Genomic DNA, 19,933 nt, shown 5'->3' on the forward strand with positions numbered 1-19,933 from the left:
TCCTCAGGCGTTTGCGCTCAGCCACTGGTGCAACTCGGCCACGGTGGCGGCCGAATACAGCGGCTTGCAAGCAGTCAGTTGTTCGACCGGATGGGCGCCGTACTGCACCGCCACGCCTGCTGCGCCGGCATTATTGGCCATTAACAAGTCGTGGGTGGTATCGCCGATCATCACGGTACGTCGCATATCCTGGCCTAACTCCCGGGTCAGTTCCTGCAGCATGGCCGGGTGCGGCTTGGAAAAGGTTTCGTCCGCGCAGCGGGTGGCGTCGAACAGCGACAATACCTGGACATCGTTCATGGCGCGGTTGAGGCCGACGCGGCTCTTGCCGGTGGCCACTGCCAGAAAATAGCCGTCTTGCGAAAGTTCGAGCAACATGTCGCGTACGCCCGGGAACAGCACTAGTTCGTGATCGCGCGACAGGAAGTGATAACGGTAGCGTTCGACCATGCGCGGATACCAGGACGGATCGACCTCGGGCAGCACGGCCTGCATCGCCTCATGCAACCCCAGGCCGATCACGTGGGCGGCCTGTTCGTTGCGCGGCACCGGCAAGCCCAGATCGCGTGCGGCAGCCTGAATACAGCGCACGATGGTGGCGGTGGAGTCCATCAACGTGCCGTCCCAGTCGAACACGATTAGATCAAATTGCTTTCTTGCCATGAATTCAGCTGCTACAGCAGCGCTCCGAATATTTGCGTTTAATTAATTACGTGGTGCGCCCAAGCTTACCAAGAATTTTTCACATTCGGCGGCCAACGGTGCGTTCAGCGTCATGATTTTGCCGGAATCGGGGTGGGTGAACGTGATCTGGTGGGCGTGCAGGAACATTCTTTTCAGCGCGCCGCGCTTGCCATCGGCTTTCAACAGCGCCTTGTTGAGCGCAAAATCGCCGTACTTGTCGTCGCCCAGTATGGGGAAGCCGGACGCCGACAGGTGCACCCGGATCTGGTGGGTGCGGCCGGTTTTCAGCTCCGCTTCGAGCAGCGCGAAGCCGTCGAACTTTTTCAGCAGCGAAAACACGGTATGGGACGGCATGCCTTCCGGATTGACCGCCACCCGGCGCTCGCCGTCGGCGGTGGAATACTTGTGCAGCGCGAGCTTCACGTGCTGACGTGCGTTCTTCCAGTCCCCGGCCACCATGGTCAGGTAGCGCTTGTCGGTACCGCCATCGCGCATCTGCTCGTGCAGATTGGTCAGCGCCGAGCGCTTCTTTGCCAGCAACAGCAAGCCCGAAGTATCGCGGTCGAGCCGGTGTACCAGTTCCAGGAACTTGGCCTCCGGGCGCGCGGCGCGCAGTTGCTCGATCACGCCGAACGACACGCCGGAGCCGCCGTGCACGGCCACGCCGGCCGGCTTGTCGATCACCAACAGATGGGCATCTTCAAAAATGACCTTGAATTCGGCAGCCGGCACATGGGTGGTGTCGGATTTTTCCGCCAGACGGATCGGTGGAATACGGACCATATCGCCTTCGACCAGGCGGTACAGCTGATCGATACGGCCCTTGTTGACCCGCACTTCGCCGGAACGCAGGATGCGGTAGACGTGACTTTTCGGCACACCTTTGCAAATTCGCAACAGATAATTATCGATCCTCTGGCCAGCATCTTCTTCGGAAATGGTGACAAACTGCGCCTGCAGCGGTGGTTGCGACACAGCCGGTGACGAGGACGGCGAGACAGGGGCGTTGGAATGTGACGGGCGGGCGACATCATTTTGCATCTTCATTTTGCCTGTCTTCCCAGAAATCTCTCTAAGTCCTTCATTTTGAATATATAATCATTTCGCTGCGGCATACACTGCGGCTGGTGTAAGAATAAAAGCATATTTTACACAGGGGCGTCCCGCCTGGCCTCGCCTAATTGCAAATTCAGGGGGAAATACGTATACGCACCACCCTTGCCGCTATCAAGGTTGCACCGTTGTTGTAATCGGTTATCGGCAGGGAGGCAGGATCAGAACGATAGTATTGTAAGGATAAGTGCGGCCAGTCGATCAAGAGTCGGCTGGCTGTTTGATGAAGTTGATAACGCTTGCCGTTTCCGCCGGACCCCATGCTTTGCTGCAAGCTCAACGGATGGCTGTCACCAGCCCTGTAACATTTCAGCCCGGCAGCTGCCGCCGCTGCGATATTGAATACTTGTAGTATGCAAGCTTGAGGATTCGGCTCTCAACGTTGCTGCTCACCGTCTGCACTGCTCTGCCGTCCTTAAGGGCCGCATGGAGGATTGCCGATGATGCGAGCCCGCGGCCTGACGTTCAGCCTCTCAGCGCCCAGTTGCGTCCGCAGCGCCGGTTCCACTACCGCGTTGTGCGTCGCACAGGATGGGCAATACCCCAGCAATCGTCCTGATTCTTCGCGTGTGCCCCAAAACCTTCGTCGCCGGCTTCCACGAGCCGACGGCATAGAGACGGCCCATGGGTCGCGGAGTTTATAAAAATGAAACGCATGTTGTTTAATGCTACGCAGCAAGAAGAGCTGCGCGTAGCCATTGTCGATGGTCAGAAGCTGATCGATATCGATATCGAAACCGCAGGTCGCGAACAGCGCAAATCCAATATCTACAAGGGCGTGATTACCCGCATCGAACCGTCGCTGGAAGCGTGCTTCGTCAGCTATGGCGAAGATCGCCACGGTTTCCTGCCGTTCAAGGAAGTAGCGCGCACTTATTTCAAGGAAGGCGTTGACGTCCGCAATGCTTCGGTCAAGGAAGCGCTGCGCGAAGGCCAGGAAATCATGGTCCAGGTCGAGAAGGAAGAGCGCGGCAACAAGGGCGCTGCCCTGACCTCGTTCGTCTCGCTGGCCGGCCGCTACCTGGTCCTGATGCCGAACAACCCGCGCGGCGGCGGCGTATCGCGCCGGGTCGAGGGCGAGGAGCGCCAGGAGCTGCGCGAAACCATGGACAAGCTGGACCTGCCGCCTGGCATGTCGGTGATTGCCCGCACCGCCGGCATCGGCCGCAATGTCGAAGAGCTGCAGTGGGATTTGAATTACCTGATGCAACTGTGGCGCGCGATCGAAGGCGCAGGCAAGTCGGCCTCCGGCGCGTTCCTGATCTACCAGGAATCGTCGCTGGTGATCCGCGCCATTCGCGACTACTTCCAGCCCGATATCGGCGAGATCCTGATCGATACCGACGAGATCTACGAACAGGCGCACCAGTTCATGAGCCATGTAATGCCCGACATGGTGCACCGTGTAAAACGCTATAGCGACGACGTGCCGCTGTTCTCGCGCTTCCAGATCGAACACCAGATCGAAACCGCCTACAGCCGCACCGTGCCGCTGCCATCGGGCGGCGCCATCGTCATCGACCACACCGAAGCGCTGGTGTCGGTGGACGTCAACTCGGCCCGCGCCACCCGCGGTTCCGACATCGAAACCACGGCTTTCAACACCAATTGCGAAGCGGCCGAAGAAGTGGCCCGCCAGCTGCGCCTGCGCGACCTCGGCGGTCTGATCGTGATCGACTTCATCGACATGGAAGTGGCCAAGAACCAGCGCGAGGTCGAACAGCGCCTCAAGGATGCGCTGCACCACGACCGCGCCCGTGTACAAATGGGCAAGATTTCGCGTTTCGGCCTGATGGAACTGTCGCGCCAGCGCCTGCGTCCGTCGCTGTCGGAAGGCTCGCACGTGACCTGCCCGCGCTGCTCCGGTACCGGCCACATCCGTGATACCGAATCGTCGGCCCTGCAAGTCCTGCGCATCATCCAGGAAGAGGCCATGAAGGAAAACTCGGCCACCATCCACGTGCAGGTGCCGGTCGATGTGGCGGCGTTCCTGCTCAACGAAAAGCGCGGCGAAGTGCTGAAAATCGAGAGCCGTCACCGCATTTCCGTGATCCTGATTCCGAACAAGCACCTCGACACGCCGCACTACAAGCTCGAGCGCATCAAGCACGACGATCCGCGCCTCGAAGACAGCCAGGCCAGCTACAACCTGGCCGAACAGGCGGAAACCGACATGGCCTACAGCAAGCGCCAGAAGGAAGAAGCCAAGCCGCGTCAGGAAGCCATGGTCAAGACCATCACCCCTGACCAGCCGGCCCCGCTGGTCGACCGCAAGCCGGCCGAAACCGTCATCACGCCGGCCCCGGCGCCGGTGCCGGCGCCTGCGCCGAAAGGGTTCTTTGCCAAGCTGTTCAGCTTCCTGAGCCCGGAGCCGGTGAAACCGGTCCTGCCGCAGCAGCCGACCATCGTGGTCAAAGCGCCGTCGCCCGATCGCAACGCCGACCGCAACGCCAACCGCGGTCCGCGCGGCCGCACCCGCACCGGCAAGAACGGCCGCCCGGAACGCGAAGAACGCGAGCCTGGCGCCGGACGTCCGGCCCAGGACGAGAGCAAGGCAGCCGATACCGGCCGCCCGGCCCGCACCCCGCGTCCACCGCGCGAACCGCGTGAAGGCCGCGAGCCCCGTGAAAACCGCGACGGCATCGTGGCCGAAGGCCAGCCGCCGCGCGAACGCGCCGAACGTCCGGAGCGCGCCGAACGCGGCGAACGCCCGGAACGTGGCGAGCGCACTGCGCGTCCTGCGCGTGAGCCACGCGAGCCGCGCGAACCGCGCGCAGACAAGGCGCCGGTCGACACCAAGGTGGAAGAACTGGCACTGGGTGCAGCCGCTCCTGGCGCTGCGGCCTCGGGCACGTTCGCCGCGGGTATGCTGGCGCCGGCCGCCGGCCCTGACACCGAAACCACCAGCATCGTGAAGACCACGGCGTCCAGCGGTCCGGAAGGCGAAGCGCAAGACCTGGCAGGCGAAGGCGACGAGCCACGCCGTCGCCGTCGTCGTGGCGGCCGCAACCGTAACCGTCGCGACCGCGATGGCGAAGGCCAGGACAACGAGGCAGGTGAAGGTCATGAAGGCGCCGATGAACTGGCCCGCCATGACACCGCACCGTTTGTTGCGGTCGCCTCGCAGGCTGAAGCAGCGGTTGCAGCGAAGACCGAGGCCGCCCCGACCATGGCTGTGCCTGGCAATGCGCCGGCTGCTGAGGCGCCCGCTGCAGCAGAACCTGCCCAGGTAGCGGCAGCGCCTGCCACGGCCGCAACACCGGCGTCGGCAGAAATCGCAGCACCGGTGGTACCGCACGTCCCTGCCCCGACGCCGGTAACAGCCGCTGCCGAGGCGGCAGCACCGGTTGCAGAAACCCCGGCTGCCGAAGCGGAAGCCTCGGAGACCGTCGCACCGGCGGCGGCTGACCCGGCGGCGGCTGCCGCTTCTGCGGCTGCACCGGCGCCTGCTGTTGCACCGGCGCCTGCTGTTGCACCGGCTCCTGCTGTTGCTCCGGCATCTGCTACTCCGGCGTCTGCTGTTGTTCCGGCATCTGCTGCTCCGGCATCTGCTGCTGATTCGTCGGCTGCTCCGGCATCTGCCGCGGCTCCGGTGTCTGCTGCTTCTGCATCGGCTGCTTCGGCATCGGCTGCTCCGGCATCTGCTGCTTCGGCGTCTGATACCCCGGCATCTGTTGCTGCTCCGGCATCTGCTGCTTCGGTGTCTGCTACCCCGGCATCTGCTGCTACTCCGGCAACTGCTACTCCGGCATCTGCTGCTCCGGCATCTGCTGCTCCGGCATCTGCTGCTCCGGCATCTGCTGCTTCGGCGTCTGCTACCCCGGCATCTGCTGCTACTCCAGCGTCTACTACCTCGGCATCTGCTACTCCGGCATCTGCTGCTCCGGCATCTGCTGCGCCGGCATCTGCCGCTGCACCTGCTGCTGATCCTGCAGCTGCCGCAGCACCGGCCGTCGCCACGGCGCCTGCCGCTCCGGTCACCGCGTCGGCGCCAGCGCCGACGCCGGCCGACCTGCAGGCGGTGCTCGGCTCGGCCGGTCTGACCCTGGCGTCCACCGATCCGGAAAAACTGCGCGCTGCGCAGGAGGCTGCTGCCAAGATCGTGGCGCCGGTCCGCGTGCCGCGCGAGCGCAAGCCACTGCCGCCGCAGAACGACGAGCCGATGGTGCAGGTCGATACCCGCCGCTGATCGTCGCGCCGTGGTGACAAAAAAGGGAAGCCGCGTGCTTCCCTTTTTTTATGCGGGCGCTCCCGGCCCGGTGCATGGCTACGGGCGAGGTCCGCTCGTGGTATTGTAGGCACCTGGTCCGCCCATGACGCGCCGTCAGGGCAGCGCCGGGCCACCTTTCAATCCCAGCAAGCATAGTAATCAGACCACGAGTTCATGTCAGAGAAAGTCATCATGATGACCGCGCAGCGCAGCAGCGCACCGGCCATCCCCGCACCGCTCGAAGCCCCTACCGGACTGCTTGCCGACCGCCTGGGGCGGCCCTTGCACGACCTGCGCATTTCGGTCACCGACCGCTGCAATTTCCGCTGCGTGTACTGCATGCCCAAGGCCGTGTTCGACAACGATTACCAGTACCTGCCGCATACGGCGCTGCTGTCGTTCGAGGAAATCACCCGCATCGCCAGAATCTTCATCGCCCACGGCGTCGAGAAAATCCGCCTGACCGGCGGCGAGCCGCTGCTGCGCAAGAACATCGAACGGCTGATCGGCATGCTGGCCGAGCTGACAACCATCAGCGGCAAGCCGCTCGACCTCACGCTGACCACCAATGCCTCGCTGCTGGCACGCAAGGCGCAGTCGCTCAAGGACGCCGGCCTGCAGCGCGTCACCGTCTCGCTCGACGCGCTCGACAACACCACCTTCCAGCGCATGAACGATGTCGATTTCAAGGTCGATGATGTGCTGGCGGGTATCGCCCGGGCGCACGAGGTCGGACTGGGGCCGATCAAGATCAATATGGTGGTCAAGGGCGGCATGAACGACCAGGAAATCCTGCCGATGGCGCGCCATTTCAGGAATACCCCGTATATCCTGCGCTTCATCGAATACATGGACGTCGGTGCCTCCAACGGCTGGAAGATGGATGAGGTGATCCCGTCGTCCGAAGTGGTGCGCCGCATCGGCGCCGAACTGCCGCTGGTGCCGGTGGCCGCCAACTACACGGGCGAGACGGCTGCGCGCTGGCGGTACGCGGACGGCGGCGGCGAAATCGGCCTGATCTCGAGCGTCACCCAGGCGTTTTGCAGCGACTGCTCGCGCGCGCGCCTGTCCACCGAAGGCAAGGTGTACACCTGCCTGTTCGCCAGCAGCGGCTACGACCTGCGCGCGCTGCTGCGTGCCGGCCACGACGACGCCGAAATCGCCACCGCGCTGGCCCACCTGTGGCGTGCGCGCAGCGACCGCTATTCCGAGCTGCGCACCAACGATACCGAGGGCCTGGCGCGCGGCCCCAGGGTCGAGATGTCCTATATCGGAGGTTGACATGGCAGCTGTGAACACGATCACCGGGTGGATACTGGCCGGCGGCCGCGGTACGCGCATGGGCCGGGTGGACAAGGGCCTGCAACCGCTGGGCACACGCACCATGGCCGGCCACGTGCTGGCGCGCCTGGCGCCGCAGGTCGGTGCGGTCGCCATCAACGCCAACCGCAACCTGGCGCAGTACCAGGCCATCGCCGGACCGGACGTGGAGGTCGTTGCCGACGATCTGCAAGGCCACGAAGGGCCGCTGGCCGGCTTGCAGACCGGCTTGCGCCACTGCGCCAGCCACGCCACCGGCGAATTCGTACTCACCGCACCGTGTGACTCGCCGTTCCTGCCGTCCGACCTGGCCGAGCGCCTGCATGCGGCGCTGCTGGCCGAAGGCGCCGACGTGGCATTGGCGGTGACCGTGGAAACCGGTGCGCAGGAGGCCGAGGGCGACACCGAGGCCGGACCGCGCCGCCAGCGCCACCCGGTGTTCAGCCTGCTGCGCACGAACCTGCTGCCGCAGCTGGACGCCTACCTGGCCACCGGCGCGCGGCGCATGGAAGGCTGGTATCAGACCCTGCGCGTGGCCGAAGTGCTGTTCGACGACGCGGCAGCCTTCCGCAACATCAACACGCTCGACGAGCTGCAACGCCACGCGGCCGACGCCGCCCGGCCCGCGACCGCCGCTGCCGCCGGCGGCGGCGACGACGATCCGCTGCCGGTGGCGCAGGCAGCGCGCCTGATTGCCGCCCGCGTGACGCCGGTGGCGGACACCGAGACCGTGGCGCTGCGCGCCGCCCTCGACCGCGTGCTGGCCGCCGACATCGTCTCGCCGATCAATGTGCCGGCCTACGACAACTCGGCCATGGACGGCTATGCGCTGCGCGGCGCCGATCTGCCGCCGGTGCAGGCAGGCGGCCACGCTGCGCCATCTGCTGGCACCACTGGCACTGCTGGTACTACCGGCACCACCGGCACTACCGGCAGCCACACTGCGGCGGACACGATCGCCGGCAGCGGTGCGGCTCACCAGACGGTCACGCTGACGGTCGTCGGCACCGCCTACGCGGGGCGCGCCTGGACCGGCACGGTGGCGCCAGGCCAGTGCGTGCGCATCATGACCGGCGCCGCCATGCCGGCCGGGTGCGACAGCGTGCTGCCGCAGGAACTCGCTGCCGCCATCGTCAGCGACAGCGTGACCATCGCCGCGGGCAGCATCGCCCCGGGTGCCAACCGCCGCTTCGCCGGCGAAGACCTGGCGCTGGGCGGGGTGGCGCTGGCTGCCGGCAAACTGTTGCGGCCTGCCGACCTGGGGCTGGTCGCCTCGCTCGGCATCGACCAGGTGACGGTGCGCCGGCGTCTGCGGGTGGCGTTCTTCTCCACCGGTGACGAGCTGCGCGCACTGGGCCAGCCGCTCGACGACGGCTGCGTCTACGACAGCAACCGCTACACCCTGTTCGGCATGCTGACGCGGCTCGGCTGCGAGGTGATCGATCTCGGCATCGTGCGCGATGATCCGGCACCGCTCGAGGCCGCGCTGCGCACGGCCTGCCGCGACGCCGACGCCATCCTCACCTCCGGTGGCGTGTCGGAAGGTGCGGCCGACCACACGCGCGCCATCATGGCGCGGCTCGGCGATGTGGCGTTCTGGAAGCTGGCGATGCGGCCCGGCCGGCCGCTGGCGTTCGGCACGGTGCGCGACGGCGATGCCAGCGCCTGGCTGTTCGGCCTGCCCGGCAACCCGGTGGCAGTAATGGTGTCGTTCTATCTGTTCGCGCGACCGGCGCTGCTGCGCATGATGGGCACCACCGAAGCGGCAGCGCGGCTGCCGCTGCTGCGCGCGCGGGCGGCAACGGCGATGCGCAAGCGGCCGGGCCGCACCGAGTACCAGCGCGGCATCGTCACGGCGGGGCCGGACGGCGCACCCCAGGTGCGCCTGACCGGCGCGCAGGGCTCGGGCATCCTCAGCTCGATGACGGCGGCCAACTGCATCGTGGTGCTGGGTCACGACCAGGGCCAGGTTGCCGCCGGCGACATGGTGGACATCCTGCCGTTTGAGGGGCTGATTTGAGTCGATGTAGCCAGGCCTGGCGCAGGCAGGCTTGAAGCGCCCTAGCTGTCGCCCTCGGGCTGGTCGAGTTCGCGGCCCAGCAGCAGTTGCGCCGCCTCGCTCGGCAGCGCTTCCACCGACTTGAGCTTGCGCGCCATCTGGCGGCTGCGGGTTTCGGCCGATTCGATGTTTTTTGCTGCGCGCTCGAGCGTCAGCTTGGTGGCAGCCAGCACCTCGCCGAACTTGGCAAATTCGGTCTTCACCGCGCCCAGCACCTGCCACACCTCCGACGAGCGTTTTTCCAGCGCCAGCGTGCGGAAACCCATCTGCAGGCTGTTGAGCAGCGCGGTCAGGGTGGACGGTCCGGCGATGCTGATGCGGTGCAGCCGCTGCAGCTCGTCGGCCAGGCCGGGGCGCCGCATCACTTCCGCGTACAGCCCTTCGGTCGGCAGGAACAGGATGGCAAAATCGGTCGTGTGCGGCGGCGACACGTATTTTTCCGAGATGGTTTTCGCTTCGCCGCGTACCGCGCGTTCCAGTTCCCGCCCGGCCAGCGCCACGCCGTCGGCATCGGCGCGGTCGGCCGCCTCCAGCAGGCGTTCGTACTGCTCCTTGGGGAACTTGGCATCGATCGGCATCCACACCGGCGCGCCCCCCTCCACCTGGCCCGGCAGCTTGAGGGCGAACTCCACGCGCGCGCCGGTGCCGGTGATGGTCTCGACATTCTTCGCATACTGGTCCGGCGTCAGCACCTGTTCCAGCAGCATTTCCAGCTGCACCTCGCCCCAGGTGCCGCGCGTCTTGACGTTGGTGAGCACGCGTTTGAGGTCGCCCACGCCCAGCGCCAGCTGCTGCATCTCGCCCAGGCCCTGGTGCACGCGCTCGAGCCGCTCGGACACCTGCTGGAACGACGCCGACAGGCGCGACTCCAGCGTCGCGTGCAGCTTCTCGTCCACCGTCTTGCGCATCTCTTCCAGGCGGGCGCCGTTATCGGCCTGCAGGTCACGGATCTTCGCCTCCAGCGTGGCGCGCACCTCGCCCATGCGGGCGGCGTTCGATTCCGTCAGGCGGGCCAGCGTCTGGTTCATGCTGTCGGCAAACAGCTTGAGGTTGCGGCTTTGCTCGTCGCGCGCCACCAGCCCCTGGCTTTCGAGCTGGCGCCGCATGCCGTCGAACTGCTGGACCGTGGCCGCGTGGCTGGCTTGCGCCGTCGTCTGCAGCTGCACCCGCACTTCGCGCTCGACGCGCTCGATGCGTTCGGCCAGGCTGGTCAGGTGGGCTGCCTCGGCGCCGGCGCCGCCGCGCGGTCGCAGCACGGCCAGCACCAGCAGCACGATCGCTGCCAGCAGCAGGGCCAGCAGCACATAGAATTGGAAGTCGGTCATGGGGGTTTAAATCCAGTACTAATCGGGCTTGTTGCGCATCCAGTCGGCGGTCTGGAAGAAGGAGTTCATCAGCCGCACGCGCAGCTCGGTGGCGATGCCCACGTCTTCCATGGCCCACGCCATGCAGCGCAGCCACTGGTCGCGCTCCTGGGTGCCGATGGCGAACGGCATGTGGCGCATGCGCAGGCGCGGGTGGCCGTGCGCCTGCTGGTACAGGTCGGGACCGCCCATCCAGCCGCTGAGGAACATGAACAGCCGCTCGTTGGCCTGCTCGAGCGAGGCGCCGTGCACGGAACGCAGCAGCGCAAACTCCGGTTCCAGGTCCATCAGGTCGTAAAAACGGTCGACCATTTCGCGCACGCGCGCCGCGCCGCCGATCACTTCATAGAGGGTTGTCGATTCTTCGGTCATAGCCGCCATGATAGCGCACCGCGCCAGCGGCCGTTGGCCCCGCCGTTTGCCCTCAGACCAGCGCCAGCTTGTGCAGCCGCCGGGTGGACGGCCAGTTCTCGACACCGGCCAGGTCGCGCACCGCATCGCAGGCTTCGACGATGCGCCGCAACTGGTCGCGATCGAGGCCGCTGTTGAGCGTCAGCCGCACCAGCGACCGGTTTTTCGGCGTGGCCGGCGCGCAGAACATGGCGCCGACGATGCCGCGCCGTTCGAGCAGCTTGCGCAGCGCCAGCGTCTGCGGTTCCGGCCCGGCCTCGAGCGCGATGATCTGCTCGCTGCCGTCGCTGACGTTGTAGCCGAGCGCGCCCAGCTCCTCGCGCAGCGCGCCGGCCTTGATGTGCAGCGCCAGGCGGCGGGCATCGGCAGCGGCCACGAAATCGATGGCGGCGTCGAACCACGCCAGCTCGTGGCGCAGCAGGCAGGAACTGAAAATGGCGGGACGCGACTCGGACAGGAAGTAGCCCTTGAATTTGCTGGAACAGGTGATGATGCCCGCCCGTCCGGCAAAGGCCTTGGCCAGCGACGCGGTACGGAAATGCACGTGGTCCTGCAAGCCCAGCGCCACCACCAGGCCGGCGCCGCGCGGGCCGTGCGTTCCCAGCGAATGCGATTCGTCGACCACCAGCACGCAGCCGGTATGCCAGGCGATCGCGGCCAGTTCCGCCAGCGGCGCCACGCTGCCGTTGGTGCTGTAGAGCGCATCGACTGCGATCACGCCGCGGCCGTGGCGCGCCACCTGGCGCTGCAAGTGGTCGAGGTCGTTGTGGCGGAACGGCACCGGCAGCGCGCCGGCCGATTGCACGCCCTCCCACAGCGAGGCGTGCGCCTGCATGTCCAGATACACGGGCAGGTCGGGTTCGGCCAGCGTTTGCACCAGGCCCACATTGGCGGCCCAGCCCGACTGCGCCAGCACCGTGTCCTCGGCGCCCAGAAAACGGGCGAACTTGTGCTCGAGCCGGTGCTGCGCACTGCCCTCCTGTAAATACACGGCCGACATCAGCTGCGCGTCCTGACCGTGCTGCAAGGCGGCCACCTGCGCCCGCACCAGCGCCGGTTCGCCGGACAGGCACAGGTAATCGTTACCGGCCAGGAAGATCGCGCCAGCCTGGGCCGGCTGCCAGGCATGCGGATGTTCCCCTCCGAGCAATTGTTCGATGCGGGTGACGTGGTGCGCATCCATGCGGCGGCGCACGTAGTCGGGCATCGCGTGTTCGGCCGCGATCTGCGGCGGTCGGAACATGTTTTTAAAACAAATATTTATATTAGTCATGGCATTTTCCTGCTTTGTAATGGCTGTGTTTTTTTATGAAACTCTGGTTCACCATGAGGCAAAAAAATCCGAAACCAGTTGACGCAAATCAACGTCTTCCTTGATACGCCAGAGTGCGTTGCAAATCCGGGCGATGATGAGTCTTACAGACAAGTAAACCCTTGCCATGAAGCAATCGCTGCAAGAATTGTTCAAACGTTGGAAGACCGGCGTCCTGCAGTCGCTGCTCCAATACCATGGTCGGGAAGACCATGCGACCGTGCGCGTGCTGCTGCTGGCGTGCATCGGTACGGTCGCCATGCCCCTGTATTACGTGATCTGGCAGCATTTTTTCCCGCAGGCGTACGAAAGTCTGCCGCTGCGCCTGGTCGGCATCGTGCTGTGCGCCGTGGGCCTGTTCGCGCGCCAGTTCAGCCGCCGCATGCTGGACCTGTACCTTCTGGTCACGCTCAGCTACATCTTCCCGTTCTTTTTCACGTACATGTTTTTGATGAACCACGGGTCCGGCGTGTGGAGCGAATCGCTGCTGATCGGCCTGATCGTGCTGTTCCACTTCGATACCGGCGTGGCCATCAGGGCCTACCTGATCGGTACGTCGCTGGCGGTGGCGGCGGCAGCGGTGCTGGGCGAGACCGCTGCCCTGACCAGCCGCCCGGTGCTGCAGCAATTGCCGATCCACTGGTTCACGATTGCCGTGCTGGCAGCTGCCAAGATCAGCCGCGAGGTGCTGGCGCAGGAAAAGCTGGCCGGGCTCGGCGCCGGGCTGGCCACCGTGGCGCACGAACTGCGCACCCCGCTCACCAGCGTGGACGCCAACGTGCGCGGTCTGCTGCGCCTGTGCTCGGAGGGCGCGGGGCCGCTGACGCCGGACCGCATGGGCACCATCGACGCCCTGGCCCGCATCCAGTTCGAAGTGCGCCATATGAACCACATGATCGACCTGTTCCTGCTCAGCGCCACCGCCGTGCGGCGCAGCCTGCGGCCGATCGAGACGGTGTCGATGGAAGCGGTGGTGGAGGCCGTGCTCAAGCGCTATCCCTTCGCCAACGCCAGCCAGCAAAAGCTGGTGGCGCTCGAAGTACGGCGCAATTTCAGCTTTGCCGGCCAGTCCGAGCTGTCGGTGGTCATCCTGCTCAATTTGCTCAGAAATGCGCTGAAGGCGATCCAGCGCGCCGGCAAGGGCCGGGTGCGGATCGTGATCGATGGCGGCCATGCGCCGCCACGGCTGCTGTTCATCGATACCGGCTGCGGCATCCCGGCCCAGCAGATGCCGCTGATCTTCCACCGCTTTTACTCTTTCCCGCCGCACAACGGCGCCGGCATCGGCCTGGCGCTGTGCCAGGAAATCATGGATGCCTGGAATGCCAGCATCCGCTGCGTCTCGCGCGAGAGCGCCTATGCCATCTTCATCCTCGAATTTCCCTTGCAGCCGACTTCGGCAAAATAATCATGTCCACCACGATGCCACTCTCCGTCTACGCCCATCCCACCCTGACGGTGCTGGTCGATGACAGCGACTCCTTCCTGCGCAGCCTGTCCTTCCAGCTCGACCCCATCCACGCCAGCAAGACCTTCCACGACACCAGCGCTGCGCTGCAGTGGCTGCGCCAGAGCGACCATGGCCGGCGCCACGCGCCCACGCCGCTGCACATGAATTTCGACACCCAGAGCCAGTCCGGCGACCAGTTCAACGTGGCGCTCGATATCGACGCGATCTACCGCATCGCCGCCCGGCCGCAGCGCTTCGCCACGCCGACGGTGCTGGTGGTCGATTACTCGATGCCGCAGATGAATGGCCTGGAATTTTGCGCGCAAGTCCAGGACCTGCCATGCAAAAAGATTTTATTTACCGGCGCTGCCGACGAGAAGATCGCGGTGAGCGCCTTCAACCAGGGCCTGATCGACCGCTACATCCGCAAGAGCGACGACCATGCACTGGACATCCTGGAACTGGACATCACCGCGCTGCAACGGCGCTACTTCGAGGACCAGTCGGACACGCTGCGCGAGCTGGTGCTGCTGCACGACTACCACTTCCTCGGCGACCCGGCGCTGGCCCTGCAGGTGCAGCGCCTCAAGCAGGATCTCGGCTTCATCGAGCACTACCTGTTCGCCAACCCCACCGGCATCGTCTTTCTCGACAAGTTCGGCAACACCCGGCTGATGATGATCGAAACCGAACAAGGCATGGCCGCGCAATACGAAATGGCGCGCGACAGCGACGCCCCGCAATCGCTGCTCACGGCGTTGCGCGAGCGCCGCGTGCTGCCGTTTTTTTCGGAGGTCGGTGGCGACGGCATGTATGCGCGCCACCTGGGCGACAACTGGCACCGCTATTGCGCCACGCCGCAGGTGTGCCTGGGCCGCGAAACCTATTACTGGGCGCTGTTCGACCTGCCGCCCCATTACTATCCGCAAGCGCCGCTGGCGTACAACGCCTTCCTGCGCGCGCAGCGCGAACAGGTCAATGCCGAAGCGACCGCGCCGTCAGTGGTGCGCGGCAGGCAGCCTGATCGTGAAACAGCTGCCTGACTGCACGCCGTCGCTGGCCGCGGCCACGCTGCCGCCGTGCAGCGACACCAGCGCCCGCACCAGCGACAAGCCCAGTCCCAGGCCGTCGGACTTGCGCAGGGTGGACTGGTGGACCTGGCTGTACATATCGAAGATGGTGGCCAGGCGGTCGGCAGGAATGCCCATGCCGTTGTCGGCGATGCGCAGCGTGATGCTGTCGCCGGCGCGCGCGAGCGTGATGGCGATGGCGCCGCCCTCGGGCGTGTAGCGCACCGCATTGCCCAGCACGTTGCCCACCACCTGCACCAGCCGCGTATGGTCGCCCTTGACCATGCAGGCGGCGGGGTCGAGGTCGAGCGTCAGCCGGTGCCGCCTGGCCTGCACCGCCGCCTGCAGCTGCTCGACCGCATCGGCCACCACCGTGCGCATGTCGAGCATGACCAGGTTGAGGCGGATTTCGCCGCGGCCCACGCGGGCCGTATCGAGCAGGTCTTCGGCAACCCGGCTCATGTGCCCGAGCTGGCGCTGCACCAGTTGCGCCAGCTCGGCCGTGCGGGCGTGATCGAAGGCCTTGAGTTTGAGCAGTTCGGCCGCGTTGTGCGCGGCCGACAGCGGGTTGCGCAGCTCGTGCGCCACCGTCGCCAGAAAGTCGTCCTTGCGCAGGTTGGCCTCGCGCAACGCCTGGCGCGCCATGTACAACTCGGTCATGTCGCGCGACACCACCATCACTTCGCGCACCTGACCGTCGGCATCGCACACGGGACTGGCCACCACGTCCCACCAGCGCGGCGTGCCCTGCACGGTCGGACAGAAGGCGTTGAATTTGCTGACCTTGCCCGCGGCAGCGGTGGCAAACGCCTGCTGGGCCAGCGCGCGGCTGTCCTCGGGCCAGATCTCCCACCAGACCTTGCCCAGCAATTGTCCGGGCTGGTCCAGCTCGAGCGCCACGATGCCGCCCGGGTTGAGCTGGCCGAGTCGGCCCTGCAGGTCGAGCATCTTGATGCAATCGGGCGAACTGCTGAACAGCTCGCGATTGAGCTCGCCATCATTCCGGGTGTAGGTCGCGCAAGAGGAGTCAAGCATGTGTGGACGGTCGCTTCTGAAAAATGAAAAAAGGAAGCGGGGGCGCGGCGTCCTGTGGTAAGCCGATTCTACAATAACTTGCGGCGCGGACGCGCCACGCAAGCGGACGCTGCCGGCCGGGCCGGTCAGGCTTCGCGCAGGGTTTGCAGCGGCGGCTGGCGCAACACGCTGCGCAGGCCGAACCAGCCGCCCGCAATCGCGCACACGGCGCCAGCCAGCAGCCCCACCAGCCACACCGCCGGCGTGAACGTCCAGGCAAACTTGAACTGGTACGTCGCCAGCGCCCAGCCCATTACGGCTGCCCCGGTCGCGGCCAGCACGCCGGCCAGCGCCCCCACCAGCGTGAATTCGATCAGTTGCGCCTGCGACAACTGGCGCCGGGTCGCGCCCAGCGCGCGCAGCAGGCCCGCTTCCCGGGTGCGCTCGTCCTGCGAGCCCATCAGCGCCGCATACAGCACCAGCAGCCCGGACGCCAGAGTGAAGATGAACAGGAACTCGATGGCGGCCACCACCTGGTCGAGCACGGCCTGGACCTGGCGCAGCAGGCCGCCCACGTCGACGATGGTCAGGTTCGGGAAGTCGCGCGTGAGCGCATTCATCACCGGCCCCTGCCCGGCCGGCAGGTGGAACGCCGTGATCCAGCTCTGCGAGACCTCCGTCAGCGCTGCCGGGTTGATGATGACAAAGAAATTGACCCGCATCGAGCTCCATTCGAGCTTGCGCAGGCTGGTAATGGTCACCGCGACCGGCGCACCGGCAATGTCGAAGGTGAGCTTGTCGCCGACCTGCCAGCGCAGGGTCTTGGCGATGCCCTCCTCGACCGACGCTTCGGCCACGCCGGGACCGTCCGCATACCACTTGCCGGCCACGATCTCGTTCCCGGCCTGCATGGTGGTCATGGTGGAGAGATTGAACTCGCGGTCGGCCAGACCGCGCGCCCGGTCCTCGGTATAGGTGTCGGCTGTTACGGGCCGGCCGTTGACGGCCGCCAGCCGACCGCGGATCATCGGATACTGCGGCGCGTCGGTCACGCCGGCCGCCGTCAGCCGCGCAGCGATGTCGGCTTTTTGCTCGGGCTGGATGTTGATGATGAAGCGGTTCGGCGCATCGGGCGGCGTGGCGTTGCGCCAGGCCGTCATCAGGTCTTCGCGCACCACGGTCAGCACCAGCAGCGCCATCATGCCCAGCGCCAGCGACACCACCTGCACCATGGTGGCGCCCGGCCGGCGTTGCAGCGAAGTCAGGGCGAAGCGCCAGCTCTGATGGTCGATCGCGGCGCGCAGCGGCTTGAGCGCTTTCAGGCCCAGCCACGCCACCAGCGCGAACACGCCAAAGGCGGCGACGAAGCCGAGCGCCGTGTACAGGGCCAGCATGGCGTCGCCGGCCTGCCACAGCAGCAGCGCCGCGAAACCGGCAAAACCGAGGCCATAGGTGGCCAGTGCGGCCACCTGCGGCGCATCGTGCTCGCGGCGGATCACGCGGTTGTGCGGCACCTTGCGCAGCTGCAGGATCGGCGGCAGCGCGAACGCGGCCAGCAGCAGGATGCCGGTGGCCAGTCCCTGCAGCGCCGGCCAGACGCTGGGGCCCGGCAAATCGGCCGCCACCAGCTGGCCCAGGACGTCGAGCAGCACGAAGTGGGCGCCGAAACCGACCGCCACCCCGAGCGCACTGCCGGCCAGCCCCACCAGCAGGAATTCCAGCAGATACATGGTGGTGACTTGCTGCTGCGTCAGGCCCAGGCAGCGCAGCATGGCGCAGGCGTCCAGGTGGCGCTGCATGAAGCGGCGCGCGGCCATTGCCACGGCCACCGCCGCCAGCATGGCCGACAGCAGGCCCACCAGCGACAGGAAGCGGTCGGCGCGGTCGAGCGTGTTGCGCATTTCGGGGCGGCCGTTTTCCAGCGACTCGACCCGCACGCCTTTCAGATTATTCTGTTTGATGGCAGCGTCCATCCAGGCCTGGAATGCGGCTGCCCGGCTTGCACCATCGCTGGCGGACGGCGGCGCCGCCACCAGCAGCCGGTACGTCACGCGCGAGCCGGGCTGGACCAGATTGGTCGCGTCCAGGTCGGCCAGCGCCAGCATCACGCGCGGCGCAAACGCCAGAAAGTTGGCGCCGCGGTCGGGCTCGGACGCGATCAGCTGGGTGACCTTGAAGGTCTTGTCGCCGAGCCTGATCTGGCCGCCCACCCGCGTGCCCAGGCTGCCCAGCAGGCCGGCGTCGAGCCAGACCGTGCCGGGCGCCGGAATGTCCGCCGCCGCCGCGCCCTCGCTCTGCTCGGCCCGCGCCGCATCGGTGGTGAGCTTGACGCGGCCGCGCAGCGGGTAGCCGGGACCGACCGCCTTGAGCGAAGCGAGCACCGATTGCGACTGCTCGCCCTCGCCTGCTGTGGCCATGCTGGGAAACACCACGGTATCGGTGACCACCAGCCCGCGCCTGAGCGCCTCGGCCCTCCATGCAGGCCGCACCGGCAAGTCGGTGCTGACCACCACGTCGGCGCCCAGCAACTGGCGGGCGTCCCGGTCCAGGCCACTCCGCAGGCGGTCGACAAAGAAGCCGGTGGCGGACAGGGCGGCGACCGCCACCGTCAGGGCAATCAGCAGGAAGCGCAGCTGGCCGGCGCGCCAGTCGCGCGCGGTCATGCGCAGGGCGAGGTTGATCATCGTAATTTAAAAGGCGAAAGAAGCGAAATAGGCATCGACTTCGGCCAGCAGCTGCTGCTTGTGCGCCTCGGGCAGGAAGGCGGCCTCGAAGCCGTTGCGGGCCAGGCGCTGCGCGTGCGCCAGGCCCAGCGGCAACGCCTCGAAGGTGGCGATGAAATTGTCGTTCATGTAGCCGCCGAAATAGGCAGGGTCGTCGGAGTTGATGGTGACCTTGACGCCGGCGTCGAGCAGTTGCAGCAGGTTGTGCTGGGCCATCTCCGAGAACACGCACAGCTTGATGTTCGACAGCGGGCACACGGTCAGCGCCATCTGCTCGCGCGCCAGCCGTTGCACCAGCGCCGGGTCGTCCAGGCAGCGCACGCCGTGGTCGATGCGCTCGACCTTGAGCACGTCGAGCGCGGTTTCGATGTACGCCGGCGGGCCTTCTTCGCCCGCATGGGCCACCAGGCGGAAGCCGAGTTCCTTGCAGCGCGCGAACACGCGCGCGAATTTCTCGGGCGGGTTGCCGCGCTCGGACGAGTCGAGGCCGATGCCGATGTATTTGTCGCGGTACGGCAGCGCCTGCTCGAGCGTGGCGAAGGCATCTTCTTCCGACAAATGGCGCAGGAAGCTCAGGATCAGCGTGGCGCTGACCGGGCTGTCCTGGCAGGCGCGGTAGATGCCGTCGATGACATCCTTGATCGGCACGCCGCGCGCGGTGTGGGTCTGCGGATCGAAGAAGATCTCGGCGTGGCGCACATTGTCGGCCGCGGCGCGCTGCAGGTAGGCGGCGGTCATGTCGTAGAAATCCTGCTCGTGCAGCAGCACGCTGGCGCCGGCATAGTAGATATCGAGGAACGATTGCAGATCGGAGAAGGCATAGGCAGCGCGCAGGTCGTCGACCGAGGCGTACGGCAGCGTGACGTGGTTGCGCGCGGCCAGCGCAAAGATCAGTTCGGGTTCGAGCGAGCCTTCGATATGGATGTGCAGTTCGGCCTTGGGCATGCCTTCGAGCACGCCGCGCAATTGGGTATTCAACATATTTATTTCCTGTACAAGTGACGCTGCCGACAACGGTCGGCGGGCATAGGATCCGGACTACACCAGAACGTATAACTGACCATCTTAGCGCACGCCGCGCGCAAGCGTGATACTGTGGCATAAATGGCCGTTGAAAATGCCGGAAAAGACCCGGAAAATGTGCCGCTTTATAGCACTTTATTCTTTCAAATCAAAGTCTTACGAAAGAGTATTAACGATATT

General features: G+C 66.0%; 13 protein-coding genes. 5 read left to right on the forward strand and 8 right to left on the reverse strand.

What is annotated here, in order from left to right; all coding sequences use genetic code 11:
- Positions 1 to 3 precede the first annotated feature (3 nt).
- Positions 4 to 663 (reverse strand): HAD-IIIA family hydrolase, encoded by a 660-nt coding sequence (locus ASF61_RS14710; RefSeq protein WP_056157099.1) that lies wholly within the window; start codon positions 661 to 663, stop codon positions 4 to 6.
- 42 nt (positions 664 to 705) lie between these two features.
- Positions 706 to 1,731, reverse strand: a complete 1,026-nt coding sequence (locus tag ASF61_RS14715; protein ID WP_056157101.1) for an RluA family pseudouridine synthase — start codon at positions 1,729 to 1,731, stop codon at positions 706 to 708.
- Between the two features lie 712 nt (positions 1,732 to 2,443).
- On the opposite strand from ASF61_RS14715, the gene ASF61_RS14720 reads away from it, so the two are divergent.
- The 3 genes from ASF61_RS14720 to glp all read left to right on the forward strand — a co-directional run bounded on the left by ASF61_RS14720 (position 2,444) and on the right by glp (position 9,347).
- Complete coding sequence (locus tag ASF61_RS14720; protein ID WP_056157103.1) at positions 2,444 to 5,986, forward strand: Rne/Rng family ribonuclease; 3,543 nt, start codon at positions 2,444 to 2,446, stop codon at positions 5,984 to 5,986.
- A gap of 195 nt (positions 5,987 to 6,181) precedes the next feature.
- Positions 6,182 to 7,288: a GTP 3',8-cyclase MoaA gene (gene moaA / locus ASF61_RS14725; RefSeq protein ID WP_056157105.1), complete on the forward strand. Its 1,107-nt coding sequence runs from the start codon at positions 6,182 to 6,184 to the stop codon at positions 7,286 to 7,288.
- A gap of 1 nt (position 7,289) precedes the next feature.
- Positions 7,290 to 9,347, forward strand: coding sequence for a gephyrin-like molybdotransferase Glp (glp, locus tag ASF61_RS14730; protein WP_056157108.1), 2,058 nt, complete (start codon positions 7,290 to 7,292; stop codon positions 9,345 to 9,347).
- Positions 9,348 to 9,388: 41 nt separating this feature from the next.
- On the opposite strand, the gene rmuC is transcribed toward glp, so the two are convergent.
- The 3 genes from rmuC to cqsA are packed head-to-tail and all read right to left on the reverse strand — an operon-like array spanning position 9,389 to position 12,434.
- On the reverse strand, positions 9,389 to 10,711 hold the full coding sequence (gene rmuC, locus ASF61_RS14735; protein ID WP_056157111.1) for a DNA recombination protein RmuC: 1,323 nt from the start codon (positions 10,709 to 10,711) through the stop codon (positions 9,389 to 9,391).
- An 18-nt stretch (positions 10,712 to 10,729) separates the two neighbouring features.
- A complete protein-coding gene (locus ASF61_RS14740; protein WP_373994550.1) occupies positions 10,730 to 11,131 on the reverse strand; it encodes a group II truncated hemoglobin in 402 nt (133 codons plus the stop codon).
- A gap of 43 nt (positions 11,132 to 11,174) precedes the next feature.
- Positions 11,175 to 12,434, reverse strand: coding sequence for an alpha-hydroxyketone-type quorum-sensing autoinducer synthase (cqsA, locus tag ASF61_RS14745; protein ID WP_056157116.1), 1,260 nt, complete (start codon positions 12,432 to 12,434; stop codon positions 11,175 to 11,177).
- A gap of 166 nt (positions 12,435 to 12,600) precedes the next feature.
- Between cqsA and ASF61_RS14750 the strand changes: the two genes are divergently transcribed.
- Both ASF61_RS14750 and ASF61_RS14755 read left to right on the forward strand, forming a co-directional pair.
- Positions 12,601 to 13,881, forward strand: a complete 1,281-nt coding sequence (locus ASF61_RS14750) for a HAMP domain-containing sensor histidine kinase (RefSeq protein WP_056157119.1) — start codon at positions 12,601 to 12,603, stop codon at positions 13,879 to 13,881.
- 14 nt (positions 13,882 to 13,895) lie between these two features.
- The gene (locus ASF61_RS14755; RefSeq protein WP_056158169.1) at positions 13,896 to 14,966 is read left to right on the forward strand and encodes a response regulator; all 1,071 of its coding nucleotides are present in this window, start codon (positions 13,896 to 13,898) and stop codon (positions 14,964 to 14,966) included.
- On the opposite strand, the gene ASF61_RS14760 is transcribed toward ASF61_RS14755, so the two are convergent.
- The 3 genes from ASF61_RS14760 to ASF61_RS14770 all read right to left on the reverse strand — a co-directional run bounded on the left by ASF61_RS14760 (position 14,922) and on the right by ASF61_RS14770 (position 19,711).
- The gene (locus ASF61_RS14760; protein WP_082491697.1) at positions 14,922 to 16,028 is read right to left on the reverse strand and encodes a PAS domain-containing sensor histidine kinase; all 1,107 of its coding nucleotides are present in this window, start codon (positions 16,026 to 16,028) and stop codon (positions 14,922 to 14,924) included. The two genes, ASF61_RS14755 and ASF61_RS14760, sit on opposite strands and share 45 nt — an antisense overlap.
- A 125-nt stretch (positions 16,029 to 16,153) precedes the next feature.
- Positions 16,154 to 18,691 carry an ABC transporter permease gene (locus ASF61_RS14765; RefSeq protein ID WP_056157124.1) on the reverse strand — a complete coding sequence of 846 codons (2,538 nt, stop codon included), beginning with the start codon at positions 18,689 to 18,691 and terminating at the stop codon, positions 16,154 to 16,156.
- Between the two features lie 6 nt (positions 18,692 to 18,697).
- The gene (locus tag ASF61_RS14770; RefSeq protein WP_056157126.1) at positions 18,698 to 19,711 is read right to left on the reverse strand and encodes an adenosine deaminase; all 1,014 of its coding nucleotides are present in this window, start codon (positions 19,709 to 19,711) and stop codon (positions 18,698 to 18,700) included.
- Between the last annotated feature and the right edge of the window lie 222 nt (positions 19,712 to 19,933).

The organism is Duganella sp. Leaf126, from assembly GCF_001423125.1.
Lineage (GTDB): Bacteria > Pseudomonadota > Gammaproteobacteria > Burkholderiales > Burkholderiaceae_D > Rugamonas.

What these genes read in the sequence shown, in the direction of transcription:
- ASF61_RS14720 (WP_056157103.1), top strand. Translation starts at nt 2,444, where the DNA reads ATGAAACGCATGTTGTTTAATGCTACGCAGCAAGAAGAGCTGCGCGTA.
- ASF61_RS14715 (WP_056157101.1), bottom strand. Translation starts at nt 1,731, where the DNA reads ATGAAGATGCAAAATGATGTCGCCCGCCCGTCACATTCCAACGCCCCT.
- rmuC (WP_056157111.1), bottom strand. Translation starts at nt 10,711, where the DNA reads ATGACCGACTTCCAATTCTATGTGCTGCTGGCCCTGCTGCTGGCAGCG.
- moaA (WP_056157105.1), top strand. Translation starts at nt 6,182, where the DNA reads ATGTCAGAGAAAGTCATCATGATGACCGCGCAGCGCAGCAGCGCACCG.
- ASF61_RS14710 (WP_056157099.1), bottom strand. Translation starts at nt 663, where the DNA reads ATGGCAAGAAAGCAATTTGATCTAATCGTGTTCGACTGGGACGGCACG.
- ASF61_RS14770 (WP_056157126.1), bottom strand. Translation starts at nt 19,711, where the DNA reads ATGTTGAATACCCAATTGCGCGGCGTGCTCGAAGGCATGCCCAAGGCC.
- cqsA (WP_056157116.1), bottom strand. Translation starts at nt 12,434, where the DNA reads ATGACTAATATAAATATTTGTTTTAAAAACATGTTCCGACCGCCGCAG.
- ASF61_RS14740 (WP_373994550.1), bottom strand. Translation starts at nt 11,131, where the DNA reads ATGGCGGCTATGACCGAAGAATCGACAACCCTCTATGAAGTGATCGGC.
- ASF61_RS14755 (WP_056158169.1), top strand. Translation starts at nt 13,896, where the DNA reads ATGCCACTCTCCGTCTACGCCCATCCCACCCTGACGGTGCTGGTCGAT.
- ASF61_RS14765 (WP_056157124.1), bottom strand. Translation starts at nt 18,691, where the DNA reads ATGATCAACCTCGCCCTGCGCATGACCGCGCGCGACTGGCGCGCCGGC.
- ASF61_RS14760 (WP_082491697.1), bottom strand. Translation starts at nt 16,028, where the DNA reads ATGCTTGACTCCTCTTGCGCGACCTACACCCGGAATGATGGCGAGCTC.
- ASF61_RS14750 (WP_056157119.1), top strand. Translation starts at nt 12,601, where the DNA reads ATGAAGCAATCGCTGCAAGAATTGTTCAAACGTTGGAAGACCGGCGTC.
- glp (WP_056157108.1), top strand. Translation starts at nt 7,290, where the DNA reads ATGGCAGCTGTGAACACGATCACCGGGTGGATACTGGCCGGCGGCCGC.